This window comes from Pseudomonas sp. 05N431, from assembly GCF_056397005.1.
Map to the genome: position 1 here is coordinate 38,648 of NZ_JBFTMN010000022.1, position 26,120 is coordinate 64,767.

26 protein-coding genes and 1 pseudogene are annotated in these 26,120 nt (G+C 59.9%); 14 read left to right on the forward strand and 13 right to left on the reverse strand.

Annotation, left to right across the window (positions count from 1 at the left end; all coding sequences use genetic code 11):
- Positions 1-15: 15 nt before the first annotated feature.
- Positions 16-255, reverse strand: a pseudogene (locus AC1DIG_RS26180) (EamA family transporter); the annotation flags it as partial.
- A 126-nt stretch (positions 256-381) separates the two neighbouring features.
- On the opposite strand from AC1DIG_RS26180, the gene AC1DIG_RS26185 reads away from it, so the two are divergent.
- A complete protein-coding gene (locus AC1DIG_RS26185; RefSeq protein ID WP_477769635.1) occupies positions 382-921 on the forward strand; it encodes a hypothetical protein in 540 nt (179 codons plus the stop codon).
- 258 nt (positions 922-1,179) lie between these two features.
- On the opposite strand, the gene AC1DIG_RS26190 is transcribed toward AC1DIG_RS26185, so the two are convergent.
- Both AC1DIG_RS26190 and cysK read right to left on the reverse strand, forming a co-directional pair.
- Positions 1,180-2,118, reverse strand: a complete 939-nt coding sequence (locus AC1DIG_RS26190; protein ID WP_477769636.1) for an aspartyl/asparaginyl beta-hydroxylase domain-containing protein — start codon at positions 2,116-2,118, stop codon at positions 1,180-1,182.
- A gap of 250 nt (positions 2,119-2,368) precedes the next feature.
- Positions 2,369-3,343: a cysteine synthase A gene (gene cysK / locus AC1DIG_RS26195; protein WP_477769637.1), complete on the reverse strand. Its 975-nt coding sequence runs from the start codon at positions 3,341-3,343 to the stop codon at positions 2,369-2,371.
- A gap of 256 nt (positions 3,344-3,599) precedes the next feature.
- Here cysK and AC1DIG_RS26200 point away from each other — a divergent pair, with 256 nt between their 5' ends.
- Both AC1DIG_RS26200 and AC1DIG_RS26205 read left to right on the forward strand, forming a co-directional pair.
- Positions 3,600-4,445 carry an AAA family ATPase gene (locus AC1DIG_RS26200; RefSeq protein WP_477769638.1) on the forward strand — a complete coding sequence of 282 codons (846 nt, stop codon included), beginning with the start codon at positions 3,600-3,602 and terminating at the stop codon, positions 4,443-4,445.
- A 31-nt stretch (positions 4,446-4,476) separates the two neighbouring features.
- Positions 4,477-5,655, forward strand: a complete 1,179-nt coding sequence (locus tag AC1DIG_RS26205) for a vWA domain-containing protein (protein ID WP_145014963.1) — start codon at positions 4,477-4,479, stop codon at positions 5,653-5,655.
- A gap of 103 nt (positions 5,656-5,758) precedes the next feature.
- Here AC1DIG_RS26205 and AC1DIG_RS26210 read toward each other — a convergent pair whose 3' ends face one another.
- The 4 genes from AC1DIG_RS26210 to AC1DIG_RS26225 form a co-directional block, all read right to left on the reverse strand.
- Positions 5,759-6,682 carry a 5-oxoprolinase subunit C family protein gene (locus AC1DIG_RS26210; protein WP_477769639.1) on the reverse strand — a complete coding sequence of 308 codons (924 nt, stop codon included), beginning with the start codon at positions 6,680-6,682 and terminating at the stop codon, positions 5,759-5,761.
- Positions 6,679-7,383 carry a 5-oxoprolinase subunit B family protein gene (locus AC1DIG_RS26215; RefSeq protein WP_477769640.1) on the reverse strand — a complete coding sequence of 235 codons (705 nt, stop codon included), beginning with the start codon at positions 7,381-7,383 and terminating at the stop codon, positions 6,679-6,681. Before AC1DIG_RS26215 ends, AC1DIG_RS26210 begins: the two co-directional genes overlap by 4 nt.
- Positions 7,380-8,132, reverse strand: a complete 753-nt coding sequence (locus AC1DIG_RS26220) for a 5-oxoprolinase subunit PxpA (RefSeq protein WP_477769641.1) — start codon at positions 8,130-8,132, stop codon at positions 7,380-7,382. The genes AC1DIG_RS26215 and AC1DIG_RS26220 overlap by 4 nt, the downstream gene beginning before the upstream one ends.
- Before the next feature lie 66 nt (positions 8,133-8,198).
- Positions 8,199-9,491 carry an MFS transporter gene (locus AC1DIG_RS26225; protein ID WP_477769642.1) on the reverse strand — a complete coding sequence of 431 codons (1,293 nt, stop codon included), beginning with the start codon at positions 9,489-9,491 and terminating at the stop codon, positions 8,199-8,201.
- 141 nt (positions 9,492-9,632) lie between these two features.
- Between AC1DIG_RS26225 and AC1DIG_RS26230 the strand changes: the two genes are divergently transcribed.
- The 4 genes from AC1DIG_RS26230 to AC1DIG_RS26245 all read left to right on the forward strand — a co-directional run bounded on the left by AC1DIG_RS26230 (position 9,633) and on the right by AC1DIG_RS26245 (position 15,925).
- On the forward strand, positions 9,633-10,550 hold the full coding sequence (locus AC1DIG_RS26230) for a LysR family transcriptional regulator (RefSeq protein WP_477769643.1): 918 nt from the start codon (positions 9,633-9,635) through the stop codon (positions 10,548-10,550).
- A gap of 125 nt (positions 10,551-10,675) precedes the next feature.
- A complete protein-coding gene (locus AC1DIG_RS26235; RefSeq protein WP_477769644.1) occupies positions 10,676-12,598 on the forward strand; it encodes an IucA/IucC family protein in 1,923 nt (640 codons plus the stop codon).
- The gene (locus AC1DIG_RS26240; RefSeq protein WP_477769645.1) at positions 12,588-13,799 is read left to right on the forward strand and encodes an MFS transporter; all 1,212 of its coding nucleotides are present in this window, start codon (positions 12,588-12,590) and stop codon (positions 13,797-13,799) included. Before AC1DIG_RS26235 ends, AC1DIG_RS26240 begins: the two co-directional genes overlap by 11 nt.
- A gap of 14 nt (positions 13,800-13,813) precedes the next feature.
- Positions 13,814-15,925, forward strand: a complete 2,112-nt coding sequence (locus AC1DIG_RS26245; RefSeq protein WP_477769646.1) for a TonB-dependent receptor — start codon at positions 13,814-13,816, stop codon at positions 15,923-15,925.
- Between the two features lie 46 nt (positions 15,926-15,971).
- On the opposite strand, the gene AC1DIG_RS26250 is transcribed toward AC1DIG_RS26245, so the two are convergent.
- The 3 genes from AC1DIG_RS26250 to AC1DIG_RS26260 are packed head-to-tail and all read right to left on the reverse strand — an operon-like array spanning position 15,972 to position 17,834.
- Positions 15,972-16,514 carry a DUF2937 family protein gene (locus tag AC1DIG_RS26250; protein ID WP_054596163.1) on the reverse strand — a complete coding sequence of 181 codons (543 nt, stop codon included), beginning with the start codon at positions 16,512-16,514 and terminating at the stop codon, positions 15,972-15,974.
- A gap of 13 nt (positions 16,515-16,527) precedes the next feature.
- The gene (locus tag AC1DIG_RS26255) at positions 16,528-17,304 is read right to left on the reverse strand and encodes a class II glutamine amidotransferase (RefSeq protein WP_427540559.1); all 777 of its coding nucleotides are present in this window, start codon (positions 17,302-17,304) and stop codon (positions 16,528-16,530) included.
- Between the two features lie 32 nt (positions 17,305-17,336).
- A complete protein-coding gene (locus AC1DIG_RS26260; protein WP_477769647.1) occupies positions 17,337-17,834 on the reverse strand; it encodes an MFS transporter in 498 nt (165 codons plus the stop codon).
- A gap of 100 nt (positions 17,835-17,934) precedes the next feature.
- Here AC1DIG_RS26260 and AC1DIG_RS26265 point away from each other — a divergent pair, with 100 nt between their 5' ends.
- Entirely contained in the window at positions 17,935-19,989 is a 2,055-nt protein-coding gene (locus tag AC1DIG_RS26265) for a S9 family peptidase (RefSeq protein WP_477769648.1), read from the forward strand.
- A 181-nt stretch (positions 19,990-20,170) separates the two neighbouring features.
- A complete protein-coding gene (locus tag AC1DIG_RS26270; RefSeq protein WP_054598263.1) occupies positions 20,171-20,644 on the forward strand; it encodes a cyclic nucleotide-binding domain-containing protein in 474 nt (157 codons plus the stop codon).
- Here AC1DIG_RS26270 and AC1DIG_RS26275 read toward each other — a convergent pair.
- Positions 20,641-20,931: a hypothetical protein gene (locus AC1DIG_RS26275; protein ID WP_477769649.1), complete on the reverse strand. Its 291-nt coding sequence runs from the start codon at positions 20,929-20,931 to the stop codon at positions 20,641-20,643. The genes AC1DIG_RS26270 and AC1DIG_RS26275 overlap by 4 nt on opposite strands.
- 117 nt (positions 20,932-21,048) lie before the next feature.
- On the opposite strand from AC1DIG_RS26275, the gene AC1DIG_RS26280 reads away from it, so the two are divergent.
- From AC1DIG_RS26280 to AC1DIG_RS26295, 4 genes are all read left to right on the forward strand, one after another.
- On the forward strand, positions 21,049-21,735 hold the full coding sequence (locus AC1DIG_RS26280; RefSeq protein ID WP_019692491.1) for a spermidine synthase: 687 nt from the start codon (positions 21,049-21,051) through the stop codon (positions 21,733-21,735).
- A 49-nt stretch (positions 21,736-21,784) separates the two neighbouring features.
- A complete protein-coding gene (locus AC1DIG_RS26285) occupies positions 21,785-22,159 on the forward strand; it encodes a YajD family HNH nuclease (protein ID WP_054596159.1) in 375 nt (124 codons plus the stop codon).
- 208 nt (positions 22,160-22,367) lie between these two features.
- Positions 22,368-22,838: an RNA methyltransferase gene (locus AC1DIG_RS26290; protein WP_019692493.1), complete on the forward strand. Its 471-nt coding sequence runs from the start codon at positions 22,368-22,370 to the stop codon at positions 22,836-22,838.
- 77 nt (positions 22,839-22,915) lie between these two features.
- Positions 22,916-23,293 carry a YgaP family membrane protein gene (locus AC1DIG_RS26295; RefSeq protein WP_477769650.1) on the forward strand — a complete coding sequence of 126 codons (378 nt, stop codon included), beginning with the start codon at positions 22,916-22,918 and terminating at the stop codon, positions 23,291-23,293.
- Between the two features lie 130 nt (positions 23,294-23,423).
- Here AC1DIG_RS26295 and AC1DIG_RS26300 read toward each other — a convergent pair whose 3' ends face one another.
- The gene (locus AC1DIG_RS26300) at positions 23,424-24,653 is read right to left on the reverse strand and encodes a hypothetical protein (protein WP_477769651.1); all 1,230 of its coding nucleotides are present in this window, start codon (positions 24,651-24,653) and stop codon (positions 23,424-23,426) included.
- Positions 24,654-24,690: 37 nt separating this feature from the next.
- Positions 24,691-25,140, reverse strand: coding sequence for a YcgN family cysteine cluster protein (locus AC1DIG_RS26305; protein WP_054596149.1), 450 nt, complete (start codon positions 25,138-25,140; stop codon positions 24,691-24,693).
- Between the two features lie 282 nt (positions 25,141-25,422).
- Between AC1DIG_RS26305 and AC1DIG_RS26310 the strand changes: the two genes are divergently transcribed.
- Positions 25,423-26,016 carry a nitroreductase family protein gene (locus AC1DIG_RS26310; RefSeq protein ID WP_216743674.1) on the forward strand — a complete coding sequence of 198 codons (594 nt, stop codon included), beginning with the start codon at positions 25,423-25,425 and terminating at the stop codon, positions 26,014-26,016.
- Positions 26,017-26,120: the final 104 nt, after the last annotated feature.

Genomic DNA, 26,120 nt, shown 5'->3' on the forward strand with positions numbered 1-26,120 from the left:
AAGGCCGCGTCAGGGTCAGCGGCTTTTACGGAACACAAACACCAAGCCGACGATGATCAACAGCATGCCGAGCATGCTCAACATCGCCAGTCTGTTGCCGAAAATCAGGTAGTCCATCACCGCCGTCACCGCCGGCACCAGGTAGAACAAACTGGTGACATTCACCAGATTGCCTCAGGCGATCAGGCGATACAGCAGCAAGGTCGCCAGCAGCGATACCACCAGGCCCATCCACAACACGGGCACGATGAAACCCGTGCGCTCGACACAGATTGCAACGACTTGGTCAAAGGGCCAGTAAAGACAGGCAATACGGCTCTGCCTACTCTTGAGATCAATAGAAACGCCCAATATCGGGGGACATGGAACTCAAGAAATCACATGCCAAGAGAACGGACTCATCTTCGGTATCAACTGTACAGATCAAAAGCCAGAAAGCTCGCTAACACCATCACCACTCAATTACACGCTCAGGGGCTGATTGACGGCACAGAAACTGATTTGTCCCGTATACGTTTCGAAGCAATTGATGTTAAAGCACTGACGGCGTACAGCTTTTGGGGGGAGGATTCACACTTTTCATGGGACGAGGTCGTCAATTGGAAAACCAAGGAACCCATGTCTTTCGACCTTTCCATCTGGTCGGACCTTGAGTTGTGCGGGCTTTGCTTCGCCAATCCAAACCAGAGCCGGCTTCGAGTCAAAATTGTTCGGCTGGAGGGGAAACCTGGCAAAACCCATCCTTTGAAAAACCGTATTGCCCCGCTGGCCTTGATTGCTATTGAGCATTACGCCCGGATCATTGGCAGTAGATTTATCGAAATTCAGGAACCCACCCGGGGAGCGGTTCCCATCTATAAACAGCTCGGTTTCGAATTCGACGCTAAAGGCCGGCTTGTGATGGCCGTAGAGAGAGACTAGCATCGTGAAATCTGTTCAATTACTGATCAGCACAGGAGGTTCCATGAGAGCTCTCGTTGAAAAGAGAACCGCCGGGCACGGATCGTCCAAGGCAAAAAAAAAGCGCTCTACTGAACTTTCTGCCAATCAGTTGCGCTTTATCAAAGCAGCCTTGGCCGGAACCCAGACAGAAGAACCAAGCCTCCTCGCTGGGCGCCCATAACATTCGCCGGATCAAAAAAAACCGCTCACAAGGAGCGGTTTTTTATTGAAGAAACTTCAGCCAAACAACCAGTAGCCCAGCGCCGTCAGCACCACAATCGCCAATACTGGCCGCAGGACGCGGTACAGCTTCGGATTACGGCGCTTCCACTTTTTGACCACGCCGCTGAATTTGTCGCTCGAGTTCTTGCTCCAGGCGTAGACCTTGTTGATCCCGCCGACGCGCTCGTCATCAAGGTTTTGCGGCGCCGTGGCACGGCCCAGCAGACCACTGACGAAACGGTTGATACGGGTCATCACGCGATTGCTCAGCGGTCGCTCGATGTCACAGAACAGAATCACCCGGGTCGTTTCGGTTTCGTTCTTGACCCAGTGCACGTAGGTTTCATCGAACATCACGTCTTCACCGTCGCGCCAGGCGTAGACCTGACCGTCGACAAAAATGCGGCAGTCGTCGGAGTTCGGTGTCGACAAGCCCAAGTGATAACGCAGGGAACCGGCAAACGGATCGCGGTGCGGGTTGAGGTGGCTACCGCCCGGCAACAGGGCAAACATCGCGCCTTTCACGTTGGGGATGCGGCTGACCAGCTCGACGGTTTTCGGGCAGAGCAATTCGGCCGACGGCAGCGGTTTGTCGTACCACTTGAGGTAGAAACGCTTCCAGCCCTTCTTGAAGAACGAACCGAAACCGGCGTCGTTGTTCTTCTCGGCGGCGCGAATGTAGCCTTCGTCGAACAGGTGCATGGCCTCGTCACGAATGACTTCCCAGTTTTCCTTGAGCACATCCAGTTCCGGGAACTTGCTGCGGTCCAGGTACGGTTTGGACGGCACTCCCGAGAACAGGTACATCAAGGCGTTATAAGGAGCGAACAGCGCCGAGTGGTTGACGAACTGACGCAAGACCGGCAAACGCGCCTTGCCGCGCAAATGCACGTAGAGCGTGCTGCCGATGAACAGCAGCAACAGCGACGCCTTTGCGGCAAAGGAAAAGGTCATGGGGCAACTCCTTGGAAAAAGGTCTCTCTGCGCATCGTCATTTACCCGACATGGCAGCCGGCCATGATAAACACTACCGGCCTTGGGAAAAACCCACATAACTGAACAATCAGTGTTAAAGGTTGCGCAATAAAGCACTTATTAACATAAGGAACCTGAACCTTGACTGATCAGGATCAAAGGATCGCAGGCTCCGCCAGCTCCTACGTGAGCACGTCACCCGGCGTAGGAGCTTGCGATCTTTTGAGCGTTACTGCTGCAACTCCTGTTCGGTAAACAAATCGCTGAACAGCATGCTCGACAGGTAACGCTCACCGGAGTCCGGCAGGATTACCACGATAGTCTTGCCCTGCATTTCCGGGGTTTCGGCCAGACGCACGGCAACCGCCATGGCCGCACCGCAGGAAATCCCGGAGAGAATCCCCTCCTCCTGCATCAGACGCAGGGCCATGGCCTTGGATTCTTCATCACTGACCAGCTCGACCCGGTCAACCATCGACAGATCGAGGTTTTTCGGTACAAAACCCGCGCCGATGCCCTGGATCTTGTGCGGGCTTGGCTTGATTTCCTCACCGGCCATGGCTTGGGTAATCACCGGCGAGACCAGCGGTTCGACCGCCACCGAGAGAATCGGCTTGCCCTTGGTGTTCTTGATATAGCGCGAAACACCGGTGATGGTCCCGCCGGTGCCGACACCCGCGACCAGCACGTCGATCGCGCCGTCGGTGTCGTTCCAGATTTCCGGACCGGTGGTTTTTTCGTGGATCGCCGGGTTGGCCGGGTTCTCGAATTGCTGCGGCATGAAGTAGCGGGCCGGATCACTGGCGAGAATCTCGGCAGCCTTTTCGATGGCCCCCTTCATGCCTTTGGCAGGCTCGGTCAGTACCAGTTCGGCGCCAAGGGCCTTGAGCACCTTGCGTCGCTCGATGCTCATCGACGACGGCATGGTCAGCACCAGCTTGTAGCCGCGAGCAGCCGCGACGAACGCCAGGCCGATGCCGGTGTTGCCGGAGGTGGGTTCGATAATGGTCATGCCTGGCTTGAGCTTGCCGCTGCTTTCAGCATCCCAGATCATGTTCGCGCCGATCCGGCATTTGACTGAATAGCCCGGATTGCGCCCTTCAATCTTCGCCAGAATGGTCACGCCGCGAGGCGCAATACGGTTGATCTGAACCAATGGCGTATTGCCGATGGAATGCGCGTTATCAGCAAAAATGCGGCTCATGGCTGGGTCCTTATGCAGCGTTGGAGAAGCCTTCAAGGGTATGCTTCGCACCCCTCGTGCGTCCAGTCGCGACGCATGGATGGTATGCATGTTCAGTCAATCGTTATGCTGACCGGGTCACCATGTGACGCCCCATTCAGAGACTGAATACGCCGTCTGCGTTCACAGTCGACCGGGCGCCGCGTTATAGTCGGGCATACTTTATTTCGCCCGCCCTGCCCGGCGCAGATCGGCGTTACCGTTCGAGGAATTACCGATGAAGTTCGAAGGCACCAGCGCATACGTCGCCACCGATGACCTGAAGCTGGCGGTCAACGCCGCCATCACCCTGGAGCGGCCCTTGCTGGTCAAGGGCGAACCCGGCACCGGCAAGACCATGCTCGCCGAGCAACTGGCCGAGTCCTTCGGTGCCAAGCTGATCACCTGGCACATCAAGTCCACCACCAAGGCTCACCAGGGCCTGTACGAGTACGACGCGGTCAGCCGCCTGCGTGACTCGCAGTTGGGTGTGGACAAGGTCCATGACATCCGCAACTACCTGAAAAAGGGCAAGCTGTGGGAGGCCTTCGAGTCCGAAGAGCGGGTGATTCTGCTGATCGACGAAATCGACAAGGCCGACATCGAGTTCCCGAACGACCTGCTGCAAGAACTCGACAAGATGGAGTTCTACGTTTACGAGATCGACGAGACCATCAAGGCCAAGCAGCGTCCGATCATCATCATTACCTCCAACAACGAGAAAGAGCTGCCGGACGCCTTCCTGCGCCGTTGCTTCTTCCACTACATCGCCTTCCCGGATCGCGTCACCCTGCAAAAAATCGTCGACGTGCATTACCCGGACATCAAAAAAGACCTGGTCAGCGAAGCGCTGGACGTGTTCTTCGATGTGCGCAAGGTCCCGGGCCTGAAGAAGAAACCATCGACATCCGAACTGGTCGACTGGCTCAAATTGCTGATGGCCGACAACATCGGCGAAGCGGTACTGCGCGAACGCGATCCGACCAAGGCCATTCCGCCGCTGGCCGGCGCCCTGGTGAAAAACGAACAGGACGTGCAGTTGCTTGAGCGTCTGGCCTTTATGAGCCGTCGCGGCACCCGCTGATACTCTTCTTACAAGATCAAGGGCGAAAGCCATGCTGCTCAACCTGTTCAATGAAATGCGTGCAGCCAAGGTGCCGGTCTCGGTGCGTGAGCTGCTGGACCTGATCAACGCGCTGAAACAGCGCGTGACCTTCGCCGACATGGACGAGTTTTATTACTTGTCGCGGGCGATTCTGGTGAAGGACGAACGGCATTTCGACAAGTTCGATCGGGCGTTCGGGGCCTACTTCAATGGTCTGGAAAAACTCGACGATCACCTTCAGGCGCTGATTCCCGAAGACTGGTTGCGCAAGGAATTCGAACGCTCGCTGACCGATGAAGAACGAGCGCAGATCCAGTCCCTCGGCGGCCTCGACAAGCTGATCGAAGAATTCAAGAAGCGTCTCGAAGAACAGAAAGAGCGCCATGCCGGCGGCAACAAGTGGATCGGTACCGGTGGCACCAGCCCGTTCGGCTCCGGCGGTTTCAACCCGGAAGGCATCCGGGTCGGCGATGCCGGTAAACGCCAGGGCAAAGCGGTCAAGGTCTGGGACCAGCGCGAATACAAGAACCTCGACGATCAGGTCGAGCTGGGCACGCGCAACATCAAGGTGGCCCTGCGGCGGCTGCGTAAATTCGCCCGCCAAGGTGCGGCGGATGAGCTGGACATCGACGGCACCATCGACCACACCGCCCGTGACGCAGGGCTGCTGAATATTCAGATGCGCCCGGAACGCCGCAACAACATCAAGCTGTTGCTGCTGTTCGACATCGGCGGCTCGATGGACGCCCATGTGAAGATCTGCGAAGAGCTGTTCTCGGCCTGCAAGACCGAGTTCAAGCACCTGGAGTACTTCTACTTCCACAACTTCATTTATGAATCGGTGTGGAAGAACAACATGCGCCGTGGCTCGGAACGCACGGCGACCATGGACCTGCTGCACAAGTACGGCGCCGACTACAAAGTGATCTTCGTCGGCGACGCCGCCATGGCACCTTATGAAATCACCCAGGCCGGCGGCAGCGTCGAACACTGGAACGAAGAAGCCGGTTACGTGTGGATGCAGCGCTTCATGGAGAAGTACAAGAAGCTCATCTGGATCAATCCGTACCCGAAAGACACCTGGGGCTACACCTCCTCGACCAAGATCGTGCGCGATCTGATCGAAGACCAGATGTTCCCGCTGACCTTGCGCGGGCTGGAAGAAGGGATGCGGTTTCTTTCCAAATAATCTTCGCTGCCTGTCAGGGCCCTATCGCGAGCAAGCTCGCTCCCACATTTGATTTTGTGTGCAACAGAAATCCAGTGTGGGAGCGAGCTTGCTCGCGATGCTTTTAGCGGCTCACAAACCTGCGCAAATACTCGACCTGCTGCCGATGCGCGGTTTCCTGCACCACCGGTGCCAACCGGACCTGCTGCCCTGGCAAACATTGCGCCAGCCGCGCCAACGCCAACGGCGTCAACGCGCCTAACCGTGGATAACCGCCAATGGTCTGCCGATCATTGAGCAGCACGATCGGCTGCCCGTCCGGTGGTACCTGAACTGCGCCCAACGGAATACCTTCGGAGATCATCGGCTTGCCTTGATACTGCAACGCCGTCCCCAGCAAGCGAATGCCCATGCGATCAGCACGACTGTCGAGCGTCCAGACACGGTTGAAGGCGTCAAACAGGCTTTGTCCGCTGAACTCGCCATGCTGTGCTCCGAGCACCAGATCCAACGGCTGACTTTGCGTGAAGTCCGGTCGCCGCTCGCGCGGAACTTCCTGCAGAGCCTGCGCCGGCCCGGAATAAATCAACTCGGCACCGCGTGCCAAAGGCCGGCCAAAACCATCGAGACCACCGAGCTCTTCGCGCACCACCGTCGCACAACTGCCCAACACCTTGGGCGCGTTGAAACCGCCAGGCGCCGCCAGATAGGCGCGGGCACCGTGCACCGGTTGGGTAAATTGCAAACGCTGGCCTTTATTCAGCTGAAAACTGCGCCACGGCGCCAGCGGCTGACCGTCGAGCAGCGCACCGAGGTCCGCCCCTGCCAGCGCCAGACAGCAATCGTCTCGCGCCTCCAGGGTCAAACCGCCGAGGGTGACTTCAATCACCGCAGCCTCCAGCGAATTGCCCAGCAGCCAGTTGGCCCAGGACATCGACAGCCAATCCGCCGCACCGCCCTGGGTCACGCCCAGATGCCGCACACCGAACCGGCCGGCATCCTGCAGCAAGCACAGCGGCGTGCTGGCTTCGATCGTCAGACGGCTCATGCCAGCACCTCCAACGGCGTATCGTCGCCGCCCAGATTGACGAACTCGGCATGACTGACCGCTGCAAAACGTACCGTATCGCCCGGTTGCATCAGGCTGTAGCCCTCACGCTCGCGGTCAAACAGTTTGGCCGGGGTGCGACCGATCAGGTTCCAGCCGCCCGGTGATACCACCGGATACGCCGCGGTCTGCCGCTCGGCAATTCCCACGCTACCGGCCGCCACGCGCTTGCGCGGGGTATTCAAACGAGGCGCGGCCAGCACTTCTTCAACCAGTCCCATAAAAGCAAACCCCGGCGCAAAACCCAGCGCGAACACTTGATACTCACGCTCGCTGTGGCGACGAATCACCTCCTCCACCGCCAACCCGCTGCGCTGCGAAAGCAGGCTCAGCTCAGGTCCGACACTGAGGTCATACCAGACCGGCAACACATGGCATTGACCACTGGCCCGGGCGTTGGGGGTCAGATCGGTCAAGGCTTCAGCGATCAGCTCCCGCGCCTGAACCGGGCTCAAGGCGAGCAGGTCGTAATGCACCATCAGGGTCGTATAAGACGGCACCAGATCGATCAAATGCCCGGCGAACCCTGCACGCAATCGCTCGCTGGCGGCGAGCATCCACGGCATGTTGGCTTCGGCGATTTCATCGAACAACCGCACCATCAGGCAATCAATGGCCACCACTTCAACCCGTGGCTTCATGACGCGCTCTGCTGATTCAACGCTTCACGGATCCGCTGCACAGCCGCCACCGAGCTGGCGTTGTCGCCGTGTACGCACAGGGTGTTGGCCTGCAAATGCAAGGCGCTGCCGTCGCTGGCGACAAGGTTGTCACCGCGAGCGATGGTCAGCGCCTGTTGAATGATTGTCTCGGGGTCGTGATGCACCGCACCCGGCAACTGCCGCGAAACCAGATGCCCGGCGCTGTCATAGGCACGGTCGGCGAACGCTTCGAACCACAGCGTCACACCGTACTCGTCGCCCATCAGTTGGGCCGCGTGGTTGTCACGGGTCGCCATCAGCATCAACGGCAATTGGGAGTCATACGCCGCGACAGCCTGAATCACCGCCCGCAGTTGCGCCGGGTTGGCCATCATGTCGTTGTACATCGCACCGTGGGGTTTGACGTAACTCACGCGAGTTCCCTGCGCCCGGCAAATGCCGTCCAGCGCGCCGATCTGGTAGTGCAGCAGATCCTGAAGCTCCTGCGCGGTGTAGGCCATGGAACGGCGGCCAAACCCCACCAGATCCTGATAGGCCGGATGCGCGCCGATCTGCACGCCATGGCTCAGCGCCAGGCTGACGGTCTTGCGCATGATGCTCGGGTCACCGGCATGGAACCCGCAGGCAATGTTGGCGCAATCGATGTACGGCATCACTTCGGCATCCAGCCCCATGGTCCAGTGACCAAAGCTTTCGCCGATATCGCAGTTCAATAGCAGGCGGCTCACGGTGAGTACTCCTGAGGTTTTTATCGTTTTAACCGGGGACTTTCGAGCTGTCCCTCAGATTATCAGTTACTGCGCTTCGAGTTGCTTGCCACGGGTTTCCGGCAGGCTCAACGCCGCCAGGATCACTACACCGTAAGACACCGCCGCAAACGCACCGATCCCGACGCTCAGCGGTACTTTCTGGCTGAGCAAACCGATCAGCAGCGGAAACAGTGCCGCCAGTGCCCGGCCAACGTTGTAGCAAAAGCCCTGGCCCGAACCGCGAATCCGCGTTGGAAACAGCTCGGTGAGAAACGCGCCCATGCCACTGAAAATCCCCGAGGCGAAGAACCCCAGCGGGAAGCCCAGCCAGAGCATCACGCCATTGCTGACTGGCAGTTGGGTGTAGAGCAGCACAATGGTGAACGAACCGACCGCGAACAGAATGAAGTTCTTCTTGCGACCCAGGATGTCGGTCAGATAGGCGCTGATCACATAGCCGGCGTAAGACCCGAGTATCACCATCGCCAGATATCCGCCGGTGCCGAGCACGCTCAGTCCGCGCTCGTTTTTCAGGAAGGTCGGCAGCCAGGAAGTGATTGCGTAGTAACCGCCCAGGGCACCGGTGGTCAGCAGAGATGCGCGAAACGTGGTGCTGAGCATGCCGGGGGCGAAGATCTCGTAGAACTTCGACGGGTTGCTCGGTTCCTGCCGGGCCTTGGCCTGGCGGTAGATTTCCGGGTCCTTGACCAGTCGGCGGACGAAGATCACGAAAATTGCCGGCACGATGCCGAGGATGAACAGTGCACGCCAGGCATCCTCCGGCGGCAGAACCGAGAACAGCAGCGCATAGAGAATCGCCGTCAGGCCCCAGCCCAGAGCCCAGCCGGATTGCACCATGCCCACCGCCTTGCCGCGGTCCTTGGCGCGGATGACCTCGCCCATCAGTACTGCGCCGGCAGTCCATTCACCACCGAAACCGAAGCCCATCAAGGTTCTGGCGATCAACAGTTGTTCGTAGTTTTGCGCGAACCCGCAGAGGAAGGTGAAGAAGGCAAACCACAGCACTGTCAGTTGCAAGGTGCGCACGCGACCGATGCGGTCAGAGAGAATCCCGGCGACCCAACCGCCAATCGCCGAAGCGATCAGCGTGCTGGTGTGAATCAGCCCGGCCTGGCCGGTGGTGATGCCCCACATGGCGATCAGTGTCGGCACCACAAAGCTCAGCATTTGGGTGTCCATGCCGTCCAGGCCATAGCCGATCTTGCAGCTCCAGAAGGTTCGGCGTTCCTGCTGATTGATGTTGCGATACCAGTCGAAGGGGCCGGGGCGGCTCTCGTTCTTGGGTTTGGCGACATCGAGCGTGTCGGGCGCACTCATGGCAAATCTCCAGCTAAATTTTATTGGTATTGTTCTGAACACCGACGACGCCTATCGTGGGTTTGGCGCATTTTTCGACGACCGTGCCCTGCCCGTCCAACTAATAAAAACCCTGCCAAGGCATAAGAAAAAGTTGATCGCATGAACCTCAAATTTCTCGAGACCTTCGTTTGGGTCGCCCGGCTGAAAAGTTTTCGCCTGACCGCCGACAAGCTCTTCACCACCCAGGCATCGATTTCCAGCCGCATCGCGGTGCTTGAAAGCGAGCTTGGGGTGAAGCTGTTCTTGCGTGATTCACGCGGCGTGAAGCTGACGCCCGAAGGCGTGAAGGTGCTCGATTACGCCGAGCACATGATCGACACCATGCAAGCGCTGAAGCAGTCGCTGGAAACCCGCTCAAGCAAGGTCGGACGGGTTCGCATCGGCGTGATGGACACGGTCATTCACACTTGGCTCAGCCCGTTGGTGGCGCAGATGACCGATCACTATCCGCTGGTAGAAATCGAGTTGGTCGCCGATACCTCGCTGAATCTCTGCGATCAGCTGCAAAAAGGCTTTCTCGACCTGATTCTGCAAACCGACCTGCTGCGCCAGGAAAGCGTGCGCAGCCTGGAACTGGCCAGCCACCCGATGGGCTGGATCGTCGCCAGTAACTCGATCTACAACCGCGACTATGCGAGCGTCGCCGATCTGGCCCGTGAACGGATCATCACCTACTCGAAAAACTCCCACCCGCATCAGGACGTGCTCTGCCTGATGCAGGCCAATGGCGTACTCGCGCCAAAGCTCAATTGCGTGAACTCGGTGTCGGCGATTACCCGTTTGCTGCGTGACGGTTTCGGCATTGGTGCCTTGCCGCCAGTGCTGGTCAGTGAAGAACTGGCCCGGGGCGAATTGACCTTGCTGGCCATCGACCAACGCCCGCCCAACCTGCAAGTGGTGGTGTCATGGCGGGTCGGCGCGGAATGGGTCGAGGAGATCGTGGCGTTGTGTCAGCACGTGGTGGAGAGCTATGCGCAGAAGGTCGGCGAGCACTACATCGTCTTGAGCAAAGACTAGAACGACCTCTGAATAGGAGCTTTCCCACACCACAAGTAGGAATTACTATCATTTGCATTATTATTTTTAGACGGTATTCTCAGCGCGCATTCAGCTAAACAACTGTCCAGAAGGAGTCGGACCTGATGCGCGCCTACACGCAACAACAGCAGCAACTGCTCGCACACTGGAGCGAAGCCCTCGGCACCCAGGCTTTCCAGTCCCACCGCATCACCCTCGATCATTTGAGCAATGCGCTGGAGCCCGCCGCCCAGCGCTGCTTCCAACGCCTGATCCAGGCGCTGTTTCGTGAAGGTCTGATCACCCCTGACACTTGCGAATACGACGACAACAGCCGCTGCTGGCTGCCGCTTGGCGACGGTGCACACCTGTGCTTCGACCACCTGTCCGGCGGCAGGATGAACAGTTGGGACGTGCGCGGCAGCATCGTCCTGCACACCCCCGATGCACTGCCTCACAAAATCCAGTTGCCCAGCGAACTGCTCGCCCATCTCGGCACTCTGCTCAACCCGCCTGCCGCCCCGCAGGTCCTGGAACGTCTGGCCCGCGAGCTGGATGACAGCTACAGCAACGACACCCTGTGCCTGGCGTTCCACCATGGATGGACCGAACGCCTGAGAGAACAGATCGGCACCGAACACGACGACAACCTGCTCGCCTGGCTCAAAGCCAGCCCCGGCCACCAGAACCCGACATCGCTACTCGAACAGTGGGGCACGCTCGGCCATCCGTGGCACCCCAACTACAAGACCAAACTGGGGTTGAGCGCCACTCAGGTCATCGCTTTCTCGCCGGAGTTCGAAGCGAGTTTCCCGATCGTGTTGTGCGCCCTGCACCGCCAGTACGCCCACGTCGAAACGCTGGCCGGCAGCGCCGATTACTGGGCGTGGTGGCAGGGTCACTTCCCACAGGCCGCCGAACAGTTGCAGCGCCATTTGCAGCAACTGGGCCTGGAAGTAACGGACTACCTCCCGCTCCCGTCGCACCCCTGGCAAGCCGAAGAAGAGCTGCCAAAATCGTTCGCCAACGAAATCGCCGACAACCTGCTGATCGTCACCGACATCGTGGCCTTCACTGGCCATCCGACCATGTCGTTCCGCACGGTCGTACCGGAGGCCAGTCGCGTTGCGCCGATGGTCAAATTGCCGGTGGCCTTACGGCTGACCAGCGTGCAGCGCACCGTGTCGCCGCGCTCGGCCCGAATGGGGCCGCGCATCAGTCAGCTGTTGCTGGATATTCTCGATCATGAGCCGCAGATTCAGCGTCTGCTGAACATCGTGCCGGAGCGCATCGGCGTGCATTACGCGCCACAACCGGCCAATGACGAACTGTCCCGGCATGCCGCCGTGCTCTACCGCGACAACCCGCTGACCCTGTTGCAAGAAGGCGAGTTGGCAATACCGGTCGGTAGCCTGTTCGCCGTCAATGAATTCGAGCAGCCGTTGCTGCGCGATTGGGTACGCCTGGCCCAGGGCCGTGACGACAGCGAGGCCATGCTGGCGTTCTTCGAGGACTACCTGTCGATTGCCATACCGGGCCTGCTGGGCATTTACCTGATGTATGGCGTGGCGTTCGAAGCGCACCAGCAAAACAGCTTCATGGTGATGGGCGCTGACGGGCAGTTGAATCGACTGTTACTGCGTGACTTCGGCGACATCCGCATCGATCGCAAGACCCTGCATGCCAAGGGTCTGGATATCCAGTTGCACGATCCGAAAATGACCCTGTACGACGAGCCCGGTTTTGTCCGCGACAAACTCCTGCACACCACGTTCATGTGCCACCTTGGCGAGCTGACGTTGCTCTGTGCCCGTCACTGGAACGTATCGGAAAACCTCCTGTGGGAGCGATTGGCAGCGCACGTTGCACAGTGCTTCGACGCCTTGCGCGAACGTGTCGAACCGGCACGCTGGGACAGCGAGCGCGCGGCCTTGCTGGAACAGGACTGGCCGGCCAAATCGTTCATGCGCATGCGCTTGCACGACAGCCACGCCGACATCGTCGGACGCCTGAGCAACCCACTGCGATCCAGCGCCCATGCTCGCTGACAGTCGCGCATTGCGACTGCTGATCGTCATCCAGTTTGTCTCCATGGGTGCCATGGAAATGAGCGGCCCGTTCTGGCCCTTGCAGATCCGCCATCTGCTCGGGCCAGAGGGCGCCGGCTACACCGCGCTGTTATCGGCGCTGGTCTATGCAGGTCCCATGCTCGCCGCCATGCTGCTGACTCCCGTGTGGGGTCGGTTGGGTGATCGCACCGGACACAAGCCGATGATCGTTCGGGCGTTGCTGGCATTGGCGTTGTGCCAAGGGTTGGCGGCCATCACCGTCGACCCGTGGCTGCTGGTGGGCATTCGCGTAATGCAAGGCGCATTGGCCGGGTTTCTCGCCGCCGCGCAAGCCTATGCCCTGGCCTGCTGCGACAGTTCCCGGCGCGGTCACACCCTGGCCCGCCTGCAATCGGCGACCGCGGTCGGCTCGCTGATCGGCCCGGTGCTGGGCGGCTGGTTGATGGACATCTCGGGATTCGCCCTGCTCTGTTATGGCGCGACGGCGATTTGCCTGCTGTGTGCATTGGGGAGTTTTTTCCTGCCGGCCGACAAGGCCCGGGCCTCAACGAAAAAACCGCTTGCGCCGGTGGCCCTGCCCAAAGGCTGGCTCGGTGGAATCCTGCTGGTGATCGTGTTGATTCAGGCCGCGAAGATGATGCCGCAGCCGTTCTACGCGCTGTACGTCGCCGAGATTCTGCACGCACCGAGCTGGCTGATCGGCGCCACTTATGCGGCGAGCGCCGCGACCCTGGCCATTTCCGCCCCGCTGTGGGGACGCCTGTTCGACCGCTGGCAACCGGCCTACACCTTGCGCGTCATCGAAGGCGTCGCCTGGCTGTGCGCCCTGACGCTGGCGGCCACGGCAATGGCCAACGAATGGCTGGGGTTTCTCGTCAGTCGGCTGGTCTGGGGTGTCTGGCAAGGCGCCCTGCTTCCGGTCGCCTATGCACTGATCGCCAACACCGTTGCTTCAAGCCAACAGGGTTTTGCCCTCGGCCTCGGCAACAGCGCGGCCAAGGCTGGCGCCTTGCTCGGTGCCGTGCTCGGCGGGATCGGCATGGGGCTGGTCGGGCTCACGCACAGCTTCTGGCTGGTGGCGCTGACTTACGCGCTGGCCGCCATCGGGATTCGCTGGGTGCGGTCATTCACCTCCACACCCGGCCCAACACCTTTATCTACCCACACTTATCAAAACTAAAAAAAGACCACGTCATGACCCGAACCAAACTTTCTCTGTTGATTCCGCTGCTCGGCTCCTTCAGCGCCCAAACCTGGGCCGAGGAGACCGAGCAGCAACCCGGCACCCTGAACATGCAAGCCACCGTCGTCTCGGCGACTCGCAGCGAAGCAAGCATCGCCTCGATTCCAGGCTCGGTCCAGGTCATCGACGAACAGCAAGTCCGCGAGCAAAGCGGCGCGGGTCGCCGGGTCTCCGACATTCTTGGACAATTGGTGCCCGGCCTTGCGCCGTCCAGCGGCGGGATGAGCAACTTCGGCCAGACCCTGCGCGGGCGCAACATGCTGGTGTTGATCGACGGCGTATCGCAGAACGCAACACGCGACAACTTTCGCCAGCTCAACAGCATCGCGCCGGCCAGCATCGAGCGCATCGAAGTGATTTCCGGCGCCAGCAGCATCTACGGTGCCGGCGCTTCGGGCGGCATCATCAACATCATCACCAAGCGCAACCAGGGCCAGGACATTGCCTACAGCAGCAAACTGGGCCTGACCAGCGGCAACAACCTCAACAGCAAAGGCTTCGCCTACGAAGCTTTCCAGAGTGCGACCGGGCGCAAGGACGCGCTGGACTGGTACGTGTCCGCCGACCTGACCCAGCGCAACGATCAGTTCGATGGCAACGGCAAGCGCATCCCTCAGGACACCTCTCAGGGCAGCAACATGGACACCGAAACCTATGACCTGCAAGGTCGTTTCGGTTACGAACTGGATGCCGACAAAAAACTCAGCCTGTCGCTGCAGGACTACAAGGACCAGCAGGACACTGACTTCACCAAAGACCCGAAAAACCTGCAGCAAGCCGTAGCGGTCAAAGGGCTGAAACTCGACGACCAGCCCTACACCCATAACCAGGCGGTCAACCTCAACTACACCGACAAGGACTTCTACGGTCAGGGCCTGCAGCTGGAAAGCTACTGGCGCCGGGCCGACGCGCTGTTCTTCCCGGACCTGTCGCGGGGCAAGGCCGGGATCGCCGACAACAACAGCGTGCAGGATGTCTACGGCTTGCGCGCGGCCATCGACACGCCATTGCCGGCCATCGGCAGCGCTACGGGCAATCTGGTCTGGGGCGCCGACTACGATCACGAGCGCTCGCGCCAGCGTGGCGACCAGTACACCCTCAAAGGGCTGACCTACACCAAGACCGGCACCACCTTCGAGATGGGGCCGGATCTCGAAACCACCACCAAGGCGCTGTTCGGGCAAATGTCCTGGGACGTTGGCGACTGGACCTTGCGTGGCGGGGTGCGCCGCGAGTGGATCGAAAGTGAAGTCGCCGACAGCATCGCCTACGGTCAGATCGTCCAGACCGGCGTCCGCGCCACCCTGCCCGGCGATACCCTCAAATATGACGCCACGCTCTATAACCTGGGCGCGGTCTATCACCTGAGTGAAAATCAGGACATCTTCGCCAATTACAGCCAGGGTTTTTCGCTGCCGGATATCCAGCGCTTCTTGCGTGACGTGAACAGTACCTTCGACATCCAGAGCCTCAACGCTCAGGCCATCAAGGTCGACAGCTACGAGTTGGGTTGGCGCGGCAACTGGGACCAGTGGCAGGCCGATGTCACCGTGTATGAAAACACCTCGGACGTGACCCAGTTCTACGATGCCAATGATCGCGTCCTGCGCCTGATCAACCAGAAGGAACGGGTACGCGGCATCGAAAACAGCCTGACCTACCGCGCGACCGATCACTGGTCGGTGGGGGGCACTTATGCGTGGGCCAAGGGCGAGACCGAGCAGAACGGCAAATGGATCGACCTGCCGGCGACCCGCATCTCACCGGCCAAGACCACGCTGTTCGTCGGCTACACCGAAGATGACTACACCCTGCGCTTGCAAGGCATGCGCCTGGCCAGTTACGACGCCGCCGCCAAGGACAACAACGGGCGCGACATCAAGGGCTATACGCTGGTGGACTTGCTCGGTTCCGTGCAATTGCCGGTCGGGCGTCTTGAAGGCGGGGTGTACAACCTGACCGACCGTACGTACGTCAACCTGTTCGCCCAGGCCAACGCCAAAGCGCCGTACGCCAACGCCGAAGGCCGTACGTTGAGCATGAGCTACTCGATCGATTGGTAAATAAAACAGGAGCCGGCGTGCCGGCTCCTGCACTTTTTCGATGGCGTTACAAACCGCGCAAATCGCGCTCTTCGATCGGCCGGCTCTGGCGCAGGCGCTTGCCGCCCAACACCACCCAGTCGATCAGGCGGAACAGGCATTCCAGACCGAACGACAGCAACATCGCCCCGCTCAGCCCCCAGCCCATGGCTTCAGGCGTCAGCAACAGCTGGTAGCTGTAGCCATTCCAGGTTTCCTTGCGAATATCCGGGTCGGCCGCCAACACCACCTGCAAGAAGCGGATGTACCACGGGCCTTGCATGGCCTGGAATTGCTTGTCCAGCGCCAACTGGCGAGTGAGCAAGGTGCTCAGGCTGTCAGCATCGCTGCGAAACACCGGGTCGTCACTGGCACGGTAATGAGCGACCAGGGCTTGCAGATCGCCCTTGAAGAACTGCTCGGCAGTGCCTTGAAACCCTCGCAAGCCGGTCTGCGCTTCAATCAGGTGCGCCTCGACCCGCTTGGCGTAATCGTTGATGAAACCTGGCACCTGCACACCCACCAACAGGCCGATCGCAAACAACACCAGCCGCAAATAACTGAGCAACATAGAAAGGTGTTCCTTATTCGGTCTTGCCCTGGCTGACGCATTCACCGCGTCGCCACAGGCTCCATTGGCCCGGTTCGTAACGGGTCCAGGTTTCGTTTTCGGTCAGGGGTTCGGTGGCAATGACCGTCACCACATCGTTGGGTGTGGTTTCGGCCTGGAAGTCGACAATGACGTCCGCATCCTTCAAGCGTGCCGGACCAAACGGTGCGCGTCGGGTGATGTGCGCCAATTTGCTCGAGCAATAACAGAACAGCCAGTCGCCGTCGCTCAGCAGGCAGTTGAACACACCTTTGCTGCGGTATTCGGCGCACGCCGCCACCAGGCTCGGTAGCAACTGTTCAACTTCAACCGGTTCCGGGAAGGCTTCACGCACGCGGTTGAGCACATCGCAGAACGCCGCTTCGCTGTCGGTGTCGCCAATCGGCCGGTAAAAACTGGCGGTTGGCTGGAAGTCGGCGAGTTGGCCGTTATGCGCGAAACACCAGTTGCGGCCCCACAACTCACGCACGAACGGGTGAGTGTTGGACAGGCAGACCTTGCCGACGTTGGCCTGGCGGATATGCCCGATCACCACTTCGCTTTTGATCGGATAGCGCTGTACCAACTGCGCGACTTCGGACTCACAACTCGCCGCCGGGTCCTGAAACAAACGCAGGCCACGGCCCTCATAAAACCCGATGCCCCAACCGTCCCGATGCGGGCCGGTTCGACCGCCACGCTGCATCAGCCCGGTGAAACTGAACACGATATCGGTCGGTACATTGGCGCTCATGCCCAATAATTCACACATGCCTGGACTCTCGCTTCAATGCCGGGGCAACGTCAAAGACGGGGTTCAACTCGCGAACGCTGGGGGTTGCTCGGAACCGGCGGGCGACCATAACGATCATCGCCAGCACCGCCGAAGGGCTGGTCATCATCCGGATCGGCAGCCTTGGCAGCGGCTTTCGCGGCGGCTTCCCGCTCCTTGCGAGCATTGGAGGCGCGCTCGATGGGAAAGCGGATCAACGCGAAGATCAGGTAAATGCCGAAGGCGATCATGCTGTACATGACCAGGTCGGAGATCGCGCGCCAGATGTTGTTACCGACCTTGAACAGCAGGTCCAGGGCAGTAATGGCGATGGCCGGGGCGAACTTTTCCTTCACCGGGTCGATAATGGTCGGGCTGAACAACAGCACAACCACCAGCAGACGCAGTGGCTCGCGCAACCAGCGCCACATCCAGCGGGTCAGCCGCATCCACACCAAAAGGCAGCCCAAGGCGGCAAAGGCGTAAAGGCCCCAAGCGATCAGATAGTCGTTCTCGGTCATGGTGTCCATGGCAAGGCAGGCAAAGAGGCGCTTATGATAACGGCTTTTCACCGATCAGGCTGCCCCGCTGTCCGTGAAGCCATTTTTACATTACGCCCGAGAGTCCTTCATGCCCCTTTCCGCCCACGTTTGCAGCGCCCCGATTGCCCACAAGGCCGACGGCGATGACCCGTACGCCTGGCTGCAGGAGCGCGACAGCGCACAGGTGCTCGACTACCTCAAGGCTGAAAACAGCTATCAGGAAGCACAACTGGCCGACCAGGCCGAGCTGCGAGAAACCCTGTTCAACGAAATAAAAAGCCGGATTCTCGAAACCGACCTGTCGCTGCCCTCCCCATGGGGGCCCTACCTGTATTACACCCGCACCGTCGCCGGTGACGAATATGCCCGGCATTACCGCTGCCCGCGCCCGGCCGACGACAGCCTGCTGGTCGACGAAAGCCAGGAACAGCTGCTGCTCGACCCCAATGAGCTGGCCAATGGCGGTTTTTTCTCGCTGGGCGCCTTCAGCATCAGCCCGGACCACCAGCGCCTGGCCTACAGCCTCGATACCAGCGGTGAAGAGATTTACACGCTGTTCGTCAAGGAACTGTCCAACGGCAAGGTCAGTGAACTGGCGTTCGAGAATTGCGACGGCAGCATGACCTGGGCCAACGACAGCCTGACGCTGTTTTTCGGCGAGCTGGATGACACCCATCGCCCGCACAAGCTGTTTCGTTATCGTCTCGACGGTACCGCCGCCGAAGAAGTCTTCCATGAAGCGGACGGGCGGTTTTTCCTGCACTGCTACCGTTCAAGCTCCGAACGCCAGTTGCTGCTGTCGCTGGGCAGCAAAACCACCAGCGAAGTCTGGGTACTCGATGCTTCGCAGCCACAACAGGCCTTCACCTGCCTGGCGCCACGGGTTGAAGATCACGAGTACGACGTCGACCACGGCAAGCTCGACGACCAATGGACCTGGCTGATTCGCAGCAACCGCGACGGCATCAACTTTGCGCTGTATCAGGCTGCCGATACCGGGGTTGCGCCAACCGAAAGCGACTGGCAGAACCTGATCCCTCACAGCGACACGGTGATGCTTGACGGCATGAGCCTGAATGCTTCGGCCATGACCCTGAGCCTGCGCGAAGGCGGTTTGCCGATCATCGAAGTTCACCCGCAAGGCCTGCCCGCTTACCGCGTGCAACTGCCGGACGCAGCCTACAGCCTGCATGTGCAAAACAGCCTGGAGTTTGCCAGCGACAAGATCCGTCTGCGTTACGAGGCGTTGAATCGCCCGGCGCAGATTCGCCAGCTCACCCTCGCCAGCGGCGAACAGAAAGTCCTCAAGGAAACCCAGGTGCTCGGCCCCTTCGACGCCGATGCCTACGTCAGTCAGCGCCTGTGGGCGACCGCGCCCGATGGCACACAGGTGCCGATCAGCCTGGTGGTCAAACGTGAAATGCTCGGCAAGCCGACGCCGCTTTACCTCTACGGCTACGGCGCCTATGGAGAAAGCCTCGACCCGTGGTTCTCCCATGCGCGCCTGAGCCTGCTCGATCGTGGCATGGCCTTCGCCATCGCCCATGTGCGCGGCGGCGGTGAGCTGGGCGAAGCCTGGTATCGCGCCGGCAAGCAGGAACACAAGCAGAACACCTTCAACGACTTCATCGCCTGCGCCGAACACTTGATCGCCAACGGCCACACCACCGCCAAACAACTGGCCATCAGCGGCGGCAGTGCCGGCGGATTGCTGATCGGCGCGGTGCTCAACCAACGGCCTGAACTGTTTACGGCGGCGATTGCCGAGGTGCCGTTCGTCGACGTGCTCAACACCATGCTCGACCCGGACTTGCCGCTGACCGTCACCGAATACGACGAATGGGGCAATCCTGAAGAGCCGGCAGTTTATGATCGGATCAAGGCGTACGCGCCGTACGAGAACGTCAGCGCTCACGCTTATCCGGCAACCCTGGTGATCGCCGGCTACAACGACAGCCGCGTGCAGTATTGGGAAGCGGCCAAGTGGGTGGCCAAGTTGCGGGCGACCAAATCCGACAATAATCTGTTGCTGCTCAAGACCGAACTGGGTGCCGGTCATGGCGGGATGAGCGGGCGTTATCAGGGATTACGTGACGTAGCCCTCGAATACGCATTTGTTTTCAAGGTACTGGGTATCGCCTGAGGAACTCTGTAACGCCTACAGGTCTTAAATGTGGGAGCGAGCTTGCTCGCGATGGCGGTGCCTCATTCAACATCAATCTTGAATGTGACGGCCTCATCGCGAGCAAGCTCGCTCCCACAAGGGATTGGCAATTACCCACAAAGCCCGAACCGGCAACACACAAGAAAAAGACTGTGATGACATGTCAGAACCGACCCTGTTGAACAAAGAAATTCGCGACTGGCTGATGGACTGTGGCCTGTTCGATCAGCTGCAACTGGCCGATTTCACGGCGGCTGCCGGCTACTTCAGCATCAGCACCATTGCCGAGGGCCAGGAGATTTTCCACGAAGGTGATGCCGGCAGCTTCATGTGCATCATTCACTCGGGGCAAGTGGCCGTGCAAAAAACCAATAGCGACGGCAAGCCGGTGACGATCGCAACGCTGCGCAGCGGACGGGCATTCGGCGAAATGGCCGTCCTCGACGGCGAGCGGCGTTCGGCCAGTTGCGTGGCGGCGAGCAATTGCCAACTGCTCAACCTGGGCAAGGACTCGCTGGAAAAAATGCTCAACGACGCACCGAAAATCGCTGCGAAAATCATCCGCGCCATTGCCGTGTCGCTGTCCAAACGCCTGCGCATGGCCGACGGCCAATTGCTCTCGCAACAGATTTAACCGCCGGGGGATTTGTTTTTTTGCTGGATCTGCTCAAGCCCCGGCAAGGTCTGGTCCTTGGGCGGGTTGGGCATTTCGATCGGTGGCAACAACGGTTCACCACCGCTACTACTGCCGACCTTGGGCACAGTGGTCGGGGTAATCTGCGGGTATGGCGTAGGGGTTGCGGTGCCGGGTGAACCGGGGGCCGCTGATGGTGCAACAGGGACCGTTTGCAACTCTTGCGCCTGCGCTGCACTTATCGAGAGCGCGGCCAACACAATGACCGTTAGAATGGTGCGCTTCATCAATGGCTCCGTTGCCCTTGCTTGTTACCTTAAGGCTACTCCCAACCGCGCAAGATTGCCCTTCTCAATGCCGGTTTCTCCTCCCTGATGCCAGCTTCCCTCCTTAAAGAGAGCCCCATGAAACGTTTCGTTCTGCTCGACACCACCCCGATCCCCGAAAACGGCGGTGCCCTGTGCCTGTTCGAGTACGGCGAAGATTTCGTCATCAAGATTCAGGGCGGTGACGGCGGACAATTGATGAACACCCGCATGCACGGTTCCGAAGATGCGCTGGCCGAGATCCCTTGTCGCAAGGTCGCTGGCCGGCCGAATTCGCGGGTGCTGATCGGTGGCCTCGGCATGGGGTTCACCCTCGCTTCGGCGCTCAAGCACCTGGGCAAGACCGCTGAAGTGGTGGTCGCCGAACTGGTGCCGGGGGTGGTCGAGTGGAACCGCGGGCCGCTGGGCGAGAAGTCCGGACGACCGCTGCTCGACCCGCGCACGGTGATCCGCATGGAAGACGTGGCCAAGGTCCTGCAGGCCGAACCACAAGGTTTCGACGCGATCATGCTCGACGTCGACAACGGCCCCGAAGGCCTGACCCAGAAAGCCAACAGCTGGCTGTACTCGGCCGGCGGCCTGAGCGCCTGTGCCAAGGCCCTGCGCCCCAAAGGCGTGCTCGCGGTATGGTCGGCCAGCGCTGACCGGCAGTTTTCCGACAAATTGAAAAAGGCCGGCTTCAAGGCCGAAGAAGTGCAAGTCTTCGCCCACGGCAACAAAGGCACCCGGCACACGATCTGGATTGCCGAGAAGCTCAAGGGCTGAGCTAAACTCTCGTTATTACCGTCATTAGTCTTTTTACAAAGGTGAACCCATGAGTTCGTCAACGCCTCCCTCCAACACGGCCAAACTGGACCGCATCCTCGCCGACGCCCAGCGCGACCGTGAAATGGGTTACCGCGACAAGGCCCTGAAGATGTACCCGCACGTCTGCGGCCGCTGTGCCCGTGAGTTCTCCGGCAAGCGCCTGAGCGAGCTGACCGTGCACCACCGCGACCACAACCACGACAACAACCCGCAGGACGGCTCCAACTGGGAGCTGCTGTGCCTGTACTGCCACGACAATGAACACTCGCGCTACACCGACCAACAGTATTTCGGCGACGGCTCGCTGAGCACGCCAAAAATCGCCAAGGCGACGCATAACCCGTTTGCTGCGTTGGCCGGGTTGATGAAAAAGGACGACTGAGGTTTTTCGGCGCCGGTAAGGGCCTCTTCGCGAGCAAGCTCGCTCCCACATTGGTTTTGGGTGATCACAAATTGTGTGCTCACAGAAGATCCCCTGTGGGAGCGAGCTTGCTCGCGATAGCAATCGCCCAAACACCACCAATCTACAATCTGACCGCCATCGAGCAATCCCCGTATAATCGCGGTTTTTCTCGAAGGGCACCCCGCTCGTGGCAAACAAACGGTACAGCTGCATTGGTTTGTATAACCCCAAATCACCGGAGAACGTCGGTTCGGTGATGCGCGCCGCCGGCTGCTACGGCGTGGCGTCGGTGTTCTACACCGGCAAGCGTTATGAACGCGCCCGTGACTTTGTCACCGACACCAAGAAAATCCACCACGACATTCCGCTGATCGGCATCGACGACCTGAAGAAAATCCTCCCGCTGGGCTGCGTCCCGGTGGCGGTCGAGCTGGTCGATGGCGCCCGTTCGTTGCCCGAATACACTCACCCGGACCGTGCGCTGTATATTTTCGGCCCGGAAGACGGCTCGCTCGATAAAGAGATTCGCGAGTGGTGCGAAGACGTGGTCTACATCCCGACCACCGGCTGCATGAATCTGGCCGCCACCGTCAACGTGGTACTTTACGACCGCATGGCCAAGGGCAATAACACCCGTTCCGGTCCAAAATTTCGCTGATACGCTGAGCGCGGGATGGAACAAGACAGCCGACTGCACAGTCAGCTGTATAGCGATTGCCCCTGAGGAGACAGATCATGAGCGACATCAAACGCGTAGAACGTATCGACTCCACGCCGTTCCAGACGCAACCGACGCAAAACGTCCAGGGCTGGGAACGCATCGCGAGCACCGCCGGCGGTGTGGTGATGATCGGCAAAGGCCTGCGCCGTGGTGGCGTGTTCGGGCTGATTGAGGTGGCACTCGGCGGTGTAGCCCTGGCCCGCGGTATCACCGGTCACAGTTCGGCAAAAAGCTTCTTCGAAAAAAGTCGTCAGGACATGAACAACGTCCGGTCGAAAATCGAACGGGCCGGTGCAGAGCTCAAAACCCTGAAAACCAACGCCGATGCGGCAACCCGTACCGCAACGGTGACGGGTAATGATTCGCTGAAGTCGCCCAAGGCCGGGGTTTGATCCCGAAGATGGGGTGAGGCTCATGGCCTCATCGCGAGCAAGCTCGATCCCACACTTAATCTCGGTCGTTCACAAGGTTTGTGTACGCAGATGGCCTAGTGTGGGAGCGAGCTTGCTCGCGATGGCGGTTTTAGCGAAGCAACTCGGTATCCAGCACTTTCGACGGCTCGCCGATAATGCTCCCGGCCAGCACCACAAACTCCTTGGTGCTCACCCGTCCAAGGTCCATGGCGCCGCGCAACATGTCGTCCAACGAACGCTTGTTACGGGTTTTCAGACGAATTTCGCGGTCCAGTTCCTGTAGCAGCAACACCGCTTTGGCGAGCTGTGCCGCGCTGAGCTGATCGCCGCGCAAGGTGCTGACATGATGGCTGGCCTTGGCCATTTTATCTTCCAGCACCTGATAACGATCATCGCTCATGCCGCCGGCACGGCGCAGCAGTTCAATCGCGTAGTACTCGGCAAAGCCTTCGTTGATCCAGTCACTGCGATCACTGTCCTTGATTCGCCCCAATACCTGGGCCAACTCACGGAGCAACGGGCTGCTGCCGCTTTCGCTGACCAACGGCAAATGACTGTGCAGATAAATCGATTCGTGCCCGGCCAGGCTGCCGCGCCACATTGGGTCGGCGGCCCCCACAATCAGCAGCTTGCCGGGATGACGCGGATACAGCGCCTGCACTTGCGGCCAGACGAAGGTCAGCAGCGTCAACACGTCCATCCGGTGCATGCCCTGCCCTTGCGGCGAGGCGACCGTGACTTCGGTTTCGCCCAGGCGTATGCGACGACTGCCCAGGTTGCCGGCGAGCATCCAGCCCGTGGGACGGTCGAGCCGTCGAGCAACGTTGTCGATGCGAAAGCGGTTCTTGCCAACCCGCGGCCAGGAAGTCTCGACGCTTTTCCAGCCTTCCGGTAATTCGAACTCCAGCCGCGACACCAGCTCGACACCGTCCTGCTGATCCAGGCGCGCCGCCGGGACCAGGTCGTCGCCACGCATCAACGCCCAATTCGGCGTCATGCGGGTATCGAAACTGGAATTCTGGAGGGTGTGACTGATGCGTACCCGGTAGGTCAGGCTGGCCTTGTCAGCGGCCGGATGCCAGACGCCACGCGCCGCGTTGCCCGGCGTGAGCTGCCACTGGCCATCGGCCTTGAAGTCGCTGTACTGGCTGCCATCGCCCAGATCAAAATCCAGGCTGTGCAACGCCGAGCCACGTGCCAGGGTCAAGCGCACTTCAGCCTGATCGCTTTGCGGCAATAACCGTACGTGGTAATCCAGATCGACTTTTTTTGCCGCCCACAAGGGTGAACTCAGCAGTAAAAGCGACAACGCCAACGGCAGCCTTAACGCCACAGCCATACACACTCCTTCGTGATTTTTTTCTGGAACTCTTGCGTTAGCCCGCCCGAAAAATCAGATGATCTTCCCAGTCATCCTCAGCCACGCTGCCTTCAGCGAGCATGCGCCCCGACTGGGAAATGCGCTCGTGGTGGACCGCATCCCGATCGCCACAGACCAGGTGATGCCAAAGCGGCAAGTCCTTGCCCTCGCTGACCAACCGGTAACCGCAGGTCGGCGGCAGCCACTTGAACTGATCGGCCTTGCCCGGCGTGAGCTGGATGCAGTCCGGCACCGAGTCGCGACGGTTCGCGTAGTCGGTGCACTGGCAGGTTTTCAGGTCCAGCAATTTACAGGCAATGCGCGTGTAGTAGACGCTGTTGTCTTCCTCGTCCTCGAGCTTTTGCAGGCAGCACAGGCCACACCCGTCGCACAACGACTCCCACTCCTCTTGATCGAGTTGTTCGAGGGTTTTGCGTATCCAGAAAGGTTCGACTTTGGCGGCCATGGCTCAAGCATCAACATCAGGTGGTGAAAAGGCCGCCAGTCTAGTGCCCCAGCCCCTGCGGGCCAAGTACTGGCGACTGCCGGTAGAACAGGACTTGTCAGTTATGACGCCACGAAGTAGCTTTGCGAGTCGCAACGACCCATGCCAAGGTGCCATTAACGCTCAACCGCGTTGCATTCAGGGCAATTGCCCCGGGTCTGAAAAACCTCACTGCCCAGCTCAACTGCGCGCGTCGGTTTTTACTCAGCTTTTCCTTCATAAACGTAGTCAGGAAACTCGTCCATGAGCGCTAATCCCCGCGTTGCCGAATATGCCATTCACCCACAGTTCACTGATCGCTGGTCGCCGCGCGCCTTCACCGGTGAAAGTATCCCTGAAGAAACCCTGCTGAGCTTTTTCGAAGCGGCTCGCTGGGCACCGTCGGCCTACAACTCGCAGCCATGGCGTTTTCTCTACGCGCGCCGCGACACGCCGAACTGGGAGCGTTACCTGGGTCTGCTGAACGAGTTCAACCGCAGCTGGGCGCAACACGCCTCGGCCCTGGTGATCGTGATCTCGAAAACCACCTTCACCGCACCTGGCGCCACCGAAGAGACCGCCGCGCTGTGGCACACCTTCGACACCGGTTCCGCCTGGGGCCATTTGGCGCTGCAAGCCTCCATCAGCGGCTGGCACACTCACGGCATGGCCGGTTTCGATCAGGAGCTGACCCGCAAGGAACTGAATATTCCTGAAGGCTACGCGCTGCACGCGGCAGTCGCGATCGGCAAGCTGGGTGACAAGGCGACCCTCGCCGATTACCTGCAAGCCCGGGAAGTCCCAAGCCCGCGTCGCCCATTGAGCGAGCTGGCGGCTGAGGGTGATTTCAGCCTGTAAGCCACACTGAAGATCTAATGTGGGAGCGAGCTTGCTCGCGATAGCGGCCTTACAGTCACCAATGATGTTGAAGGTGATGGCCTCATCGCGAGCAAGCTCGCTCC

Excerpts from the sequence above, each read along its gene's own strand:
- AC1DIG_RS26185 (WP_477769635.1), top strand. The coding sequence starts at position 382 with ATGCCAAGAGAACGGACTCATCTTCGGTATCAACTGTACAGATCAAAA.
- AC1DIG_RS26190 (WP_477769636.1), bottom strand. The coding sequence starts at position 2,118 with ATGACCTTTTCCTTTGCCGCAAAGGCGTCGCTGTTGCTGCTGTTCATC.
- cysK (WP_477769637.1), bottom strand. The coding sequence starts at position 3,343 with ATGAGCCGCATTTTTGCTGATAACGCGCATTCCATCGGCAATACGCCA.
- AC1DIG_RS26200 (WP_477769638.1), top strand. The coding sequence starts at position 3,600 with ATGAAGTTCGAAGGCACCAGCGCATACGTCGCCACCGATGACCTGAAG.
- AC1DIG_RS26205 (WP_145014963.1), top strand. The coding sequence starts at position 4,477 with ATGCTGCTCAACCTGTTCAATGAAATGCGTGCAGCCAAGGTGCCGGTC.
- AC1DIG_RS26210 (WP_477769639.1), bottom strand. The coding sequence starts at position 6,682 with ATGAGCCGTCTGACGATCGAAGCCAGCACGCCGCTGTGCTTGCTGCAG.
- AC1DIG_RS26215 (WP_477769640.1), bottom strand. The coding sequence starts at position 7,383 with ATGAAGCCACGGGTTGAAGTGGTGGCCATTGATTGCCTGATGGTGCGG.
- AC1DIG_RS26225 (WP_477769642.1), bottom strand. The coding sequence starts at position 9,491 with ATGAGTGCGCCCGACACGCTCGATGTCGCCAAACCCAAGAACGAGAGC.
- AC1DIG_RS26230 (WP_477769643.1), top strand. The coding sequence starts at position 9,633 with ATGAACCTCAAATTTCTCGAGACCTTCGTTTGGGTCGCCCGGCTGAAA.
- AC1DIG_RS26235 (WP_477769644.1), top strand. The coding sequence starts at position 10,676 with ATGCGCGCCTACACGCAACAACAGCAGCAACTGCTCGCACACTGGAGC.
- AC1DIG_RS26240 (WP_477769645.1), top strand. The coding sequence starts at position 12,588 with ATGCTCGCTGACAGTCGCGCATTGCGACTGCTGATCGTCATCCAGTTT.
- AC1DIG_RS26245 (WP_477769646.1), top strand. The coding sequence starts at position 13,814 with ATGACCCGAACCAAACTTTCTCTGTTGATTCCGCTGCTCGGCTCCTTC.
- AC1DIG_RS26250 (WP_054596163.1), bottom strand. The coding sequence starts at position 16,514 with ATGTTGCTCAGTTATTTGCGGCTGGTGTTGTTTGCGATCGGCCTGTTG.
- AC1DIG_RS26255 (WP_427540559.1), bottom strand. The coding sequence starts at position 17,304 with ATGTGTGAATTATTGGGCATGAGCGCCAATGTACCGACCGATATCGTG.
- AC1DIG_RS26260 (WP_477769647.1), bottom strand. The coding sequence starts at position 17,834 with ATGGACACCATGACCGAGAACGACTATCTGATCGCTTGGGGCCTTTAC.
- AC1DIG_RS26265 (WP_477769648.1), top strand. The coding sequence starts at position 17,935 with ATGCCCCTTTCCGCCCACGTTTGCAGCGCCCCGATTGCCCACAAGGCC.
- AC1DIG_RS26270 (WP_054598263.1), top strand. The coding sequence starts at position 20,171 with ATGTCAGAACCGACCCTGTTGAACAAAGAAATTCGCGACTGGCTGATG.
- AC1DIG_RS26275 (WP_477769649.1), bottom strand. The coding sequence starts at position 20,931 with ATGAAGCGCACCATTCTAACGGTCATTGTGTTGGCCGCGCTCTCGATA.
- AC1DIG_RS26280 (WP_019692491.1), top strand. The coding sequence starts at position 21,049 with ATGAAACGTTTCGTTCTGCTCGACACCACCCCGATCCCCGAAAACGGC.
- AC1DIG_RS26285 (WP_054596159.1), top strand. The coding sequence starts at position 21,785 with ATGAGTTCGTCAACGCCTCCCTCCAACACGGCCAAACTGGACCGCATC.
- AC1DIG_RS26295 (WP_477769650.1), top strand. The coding sequence starts at position 22,916 with ATGAGCGACATCAAACGCGTAGAACGTATCGACTCCACGCCGTTCCAG.
- AC1DIG_RS26300 (WP_477769651.1), bottom strand. The coding sequence starts at position 24,653 with ATGGCTGTGGCGTTAAGGCTGCCGTTGGCGTTGTCGCTTTTACTGCTG.
- AC1DIG_RS26305 (WP_054596149.1), bottom strand. The coding sequence starts at position 25,140 with ATGGCCGCCAAAGTCGAACCTTTCTGGATACGCAAAACCCTCGAACAA.
- AC1DIG_RS26310 (WP_216743674.1), top strand. The coding sequence starts at position 25,423 with ATGAGCGCTAATCCCCGCGTTGCCGAATATGCCATTCACCCACAGTTC.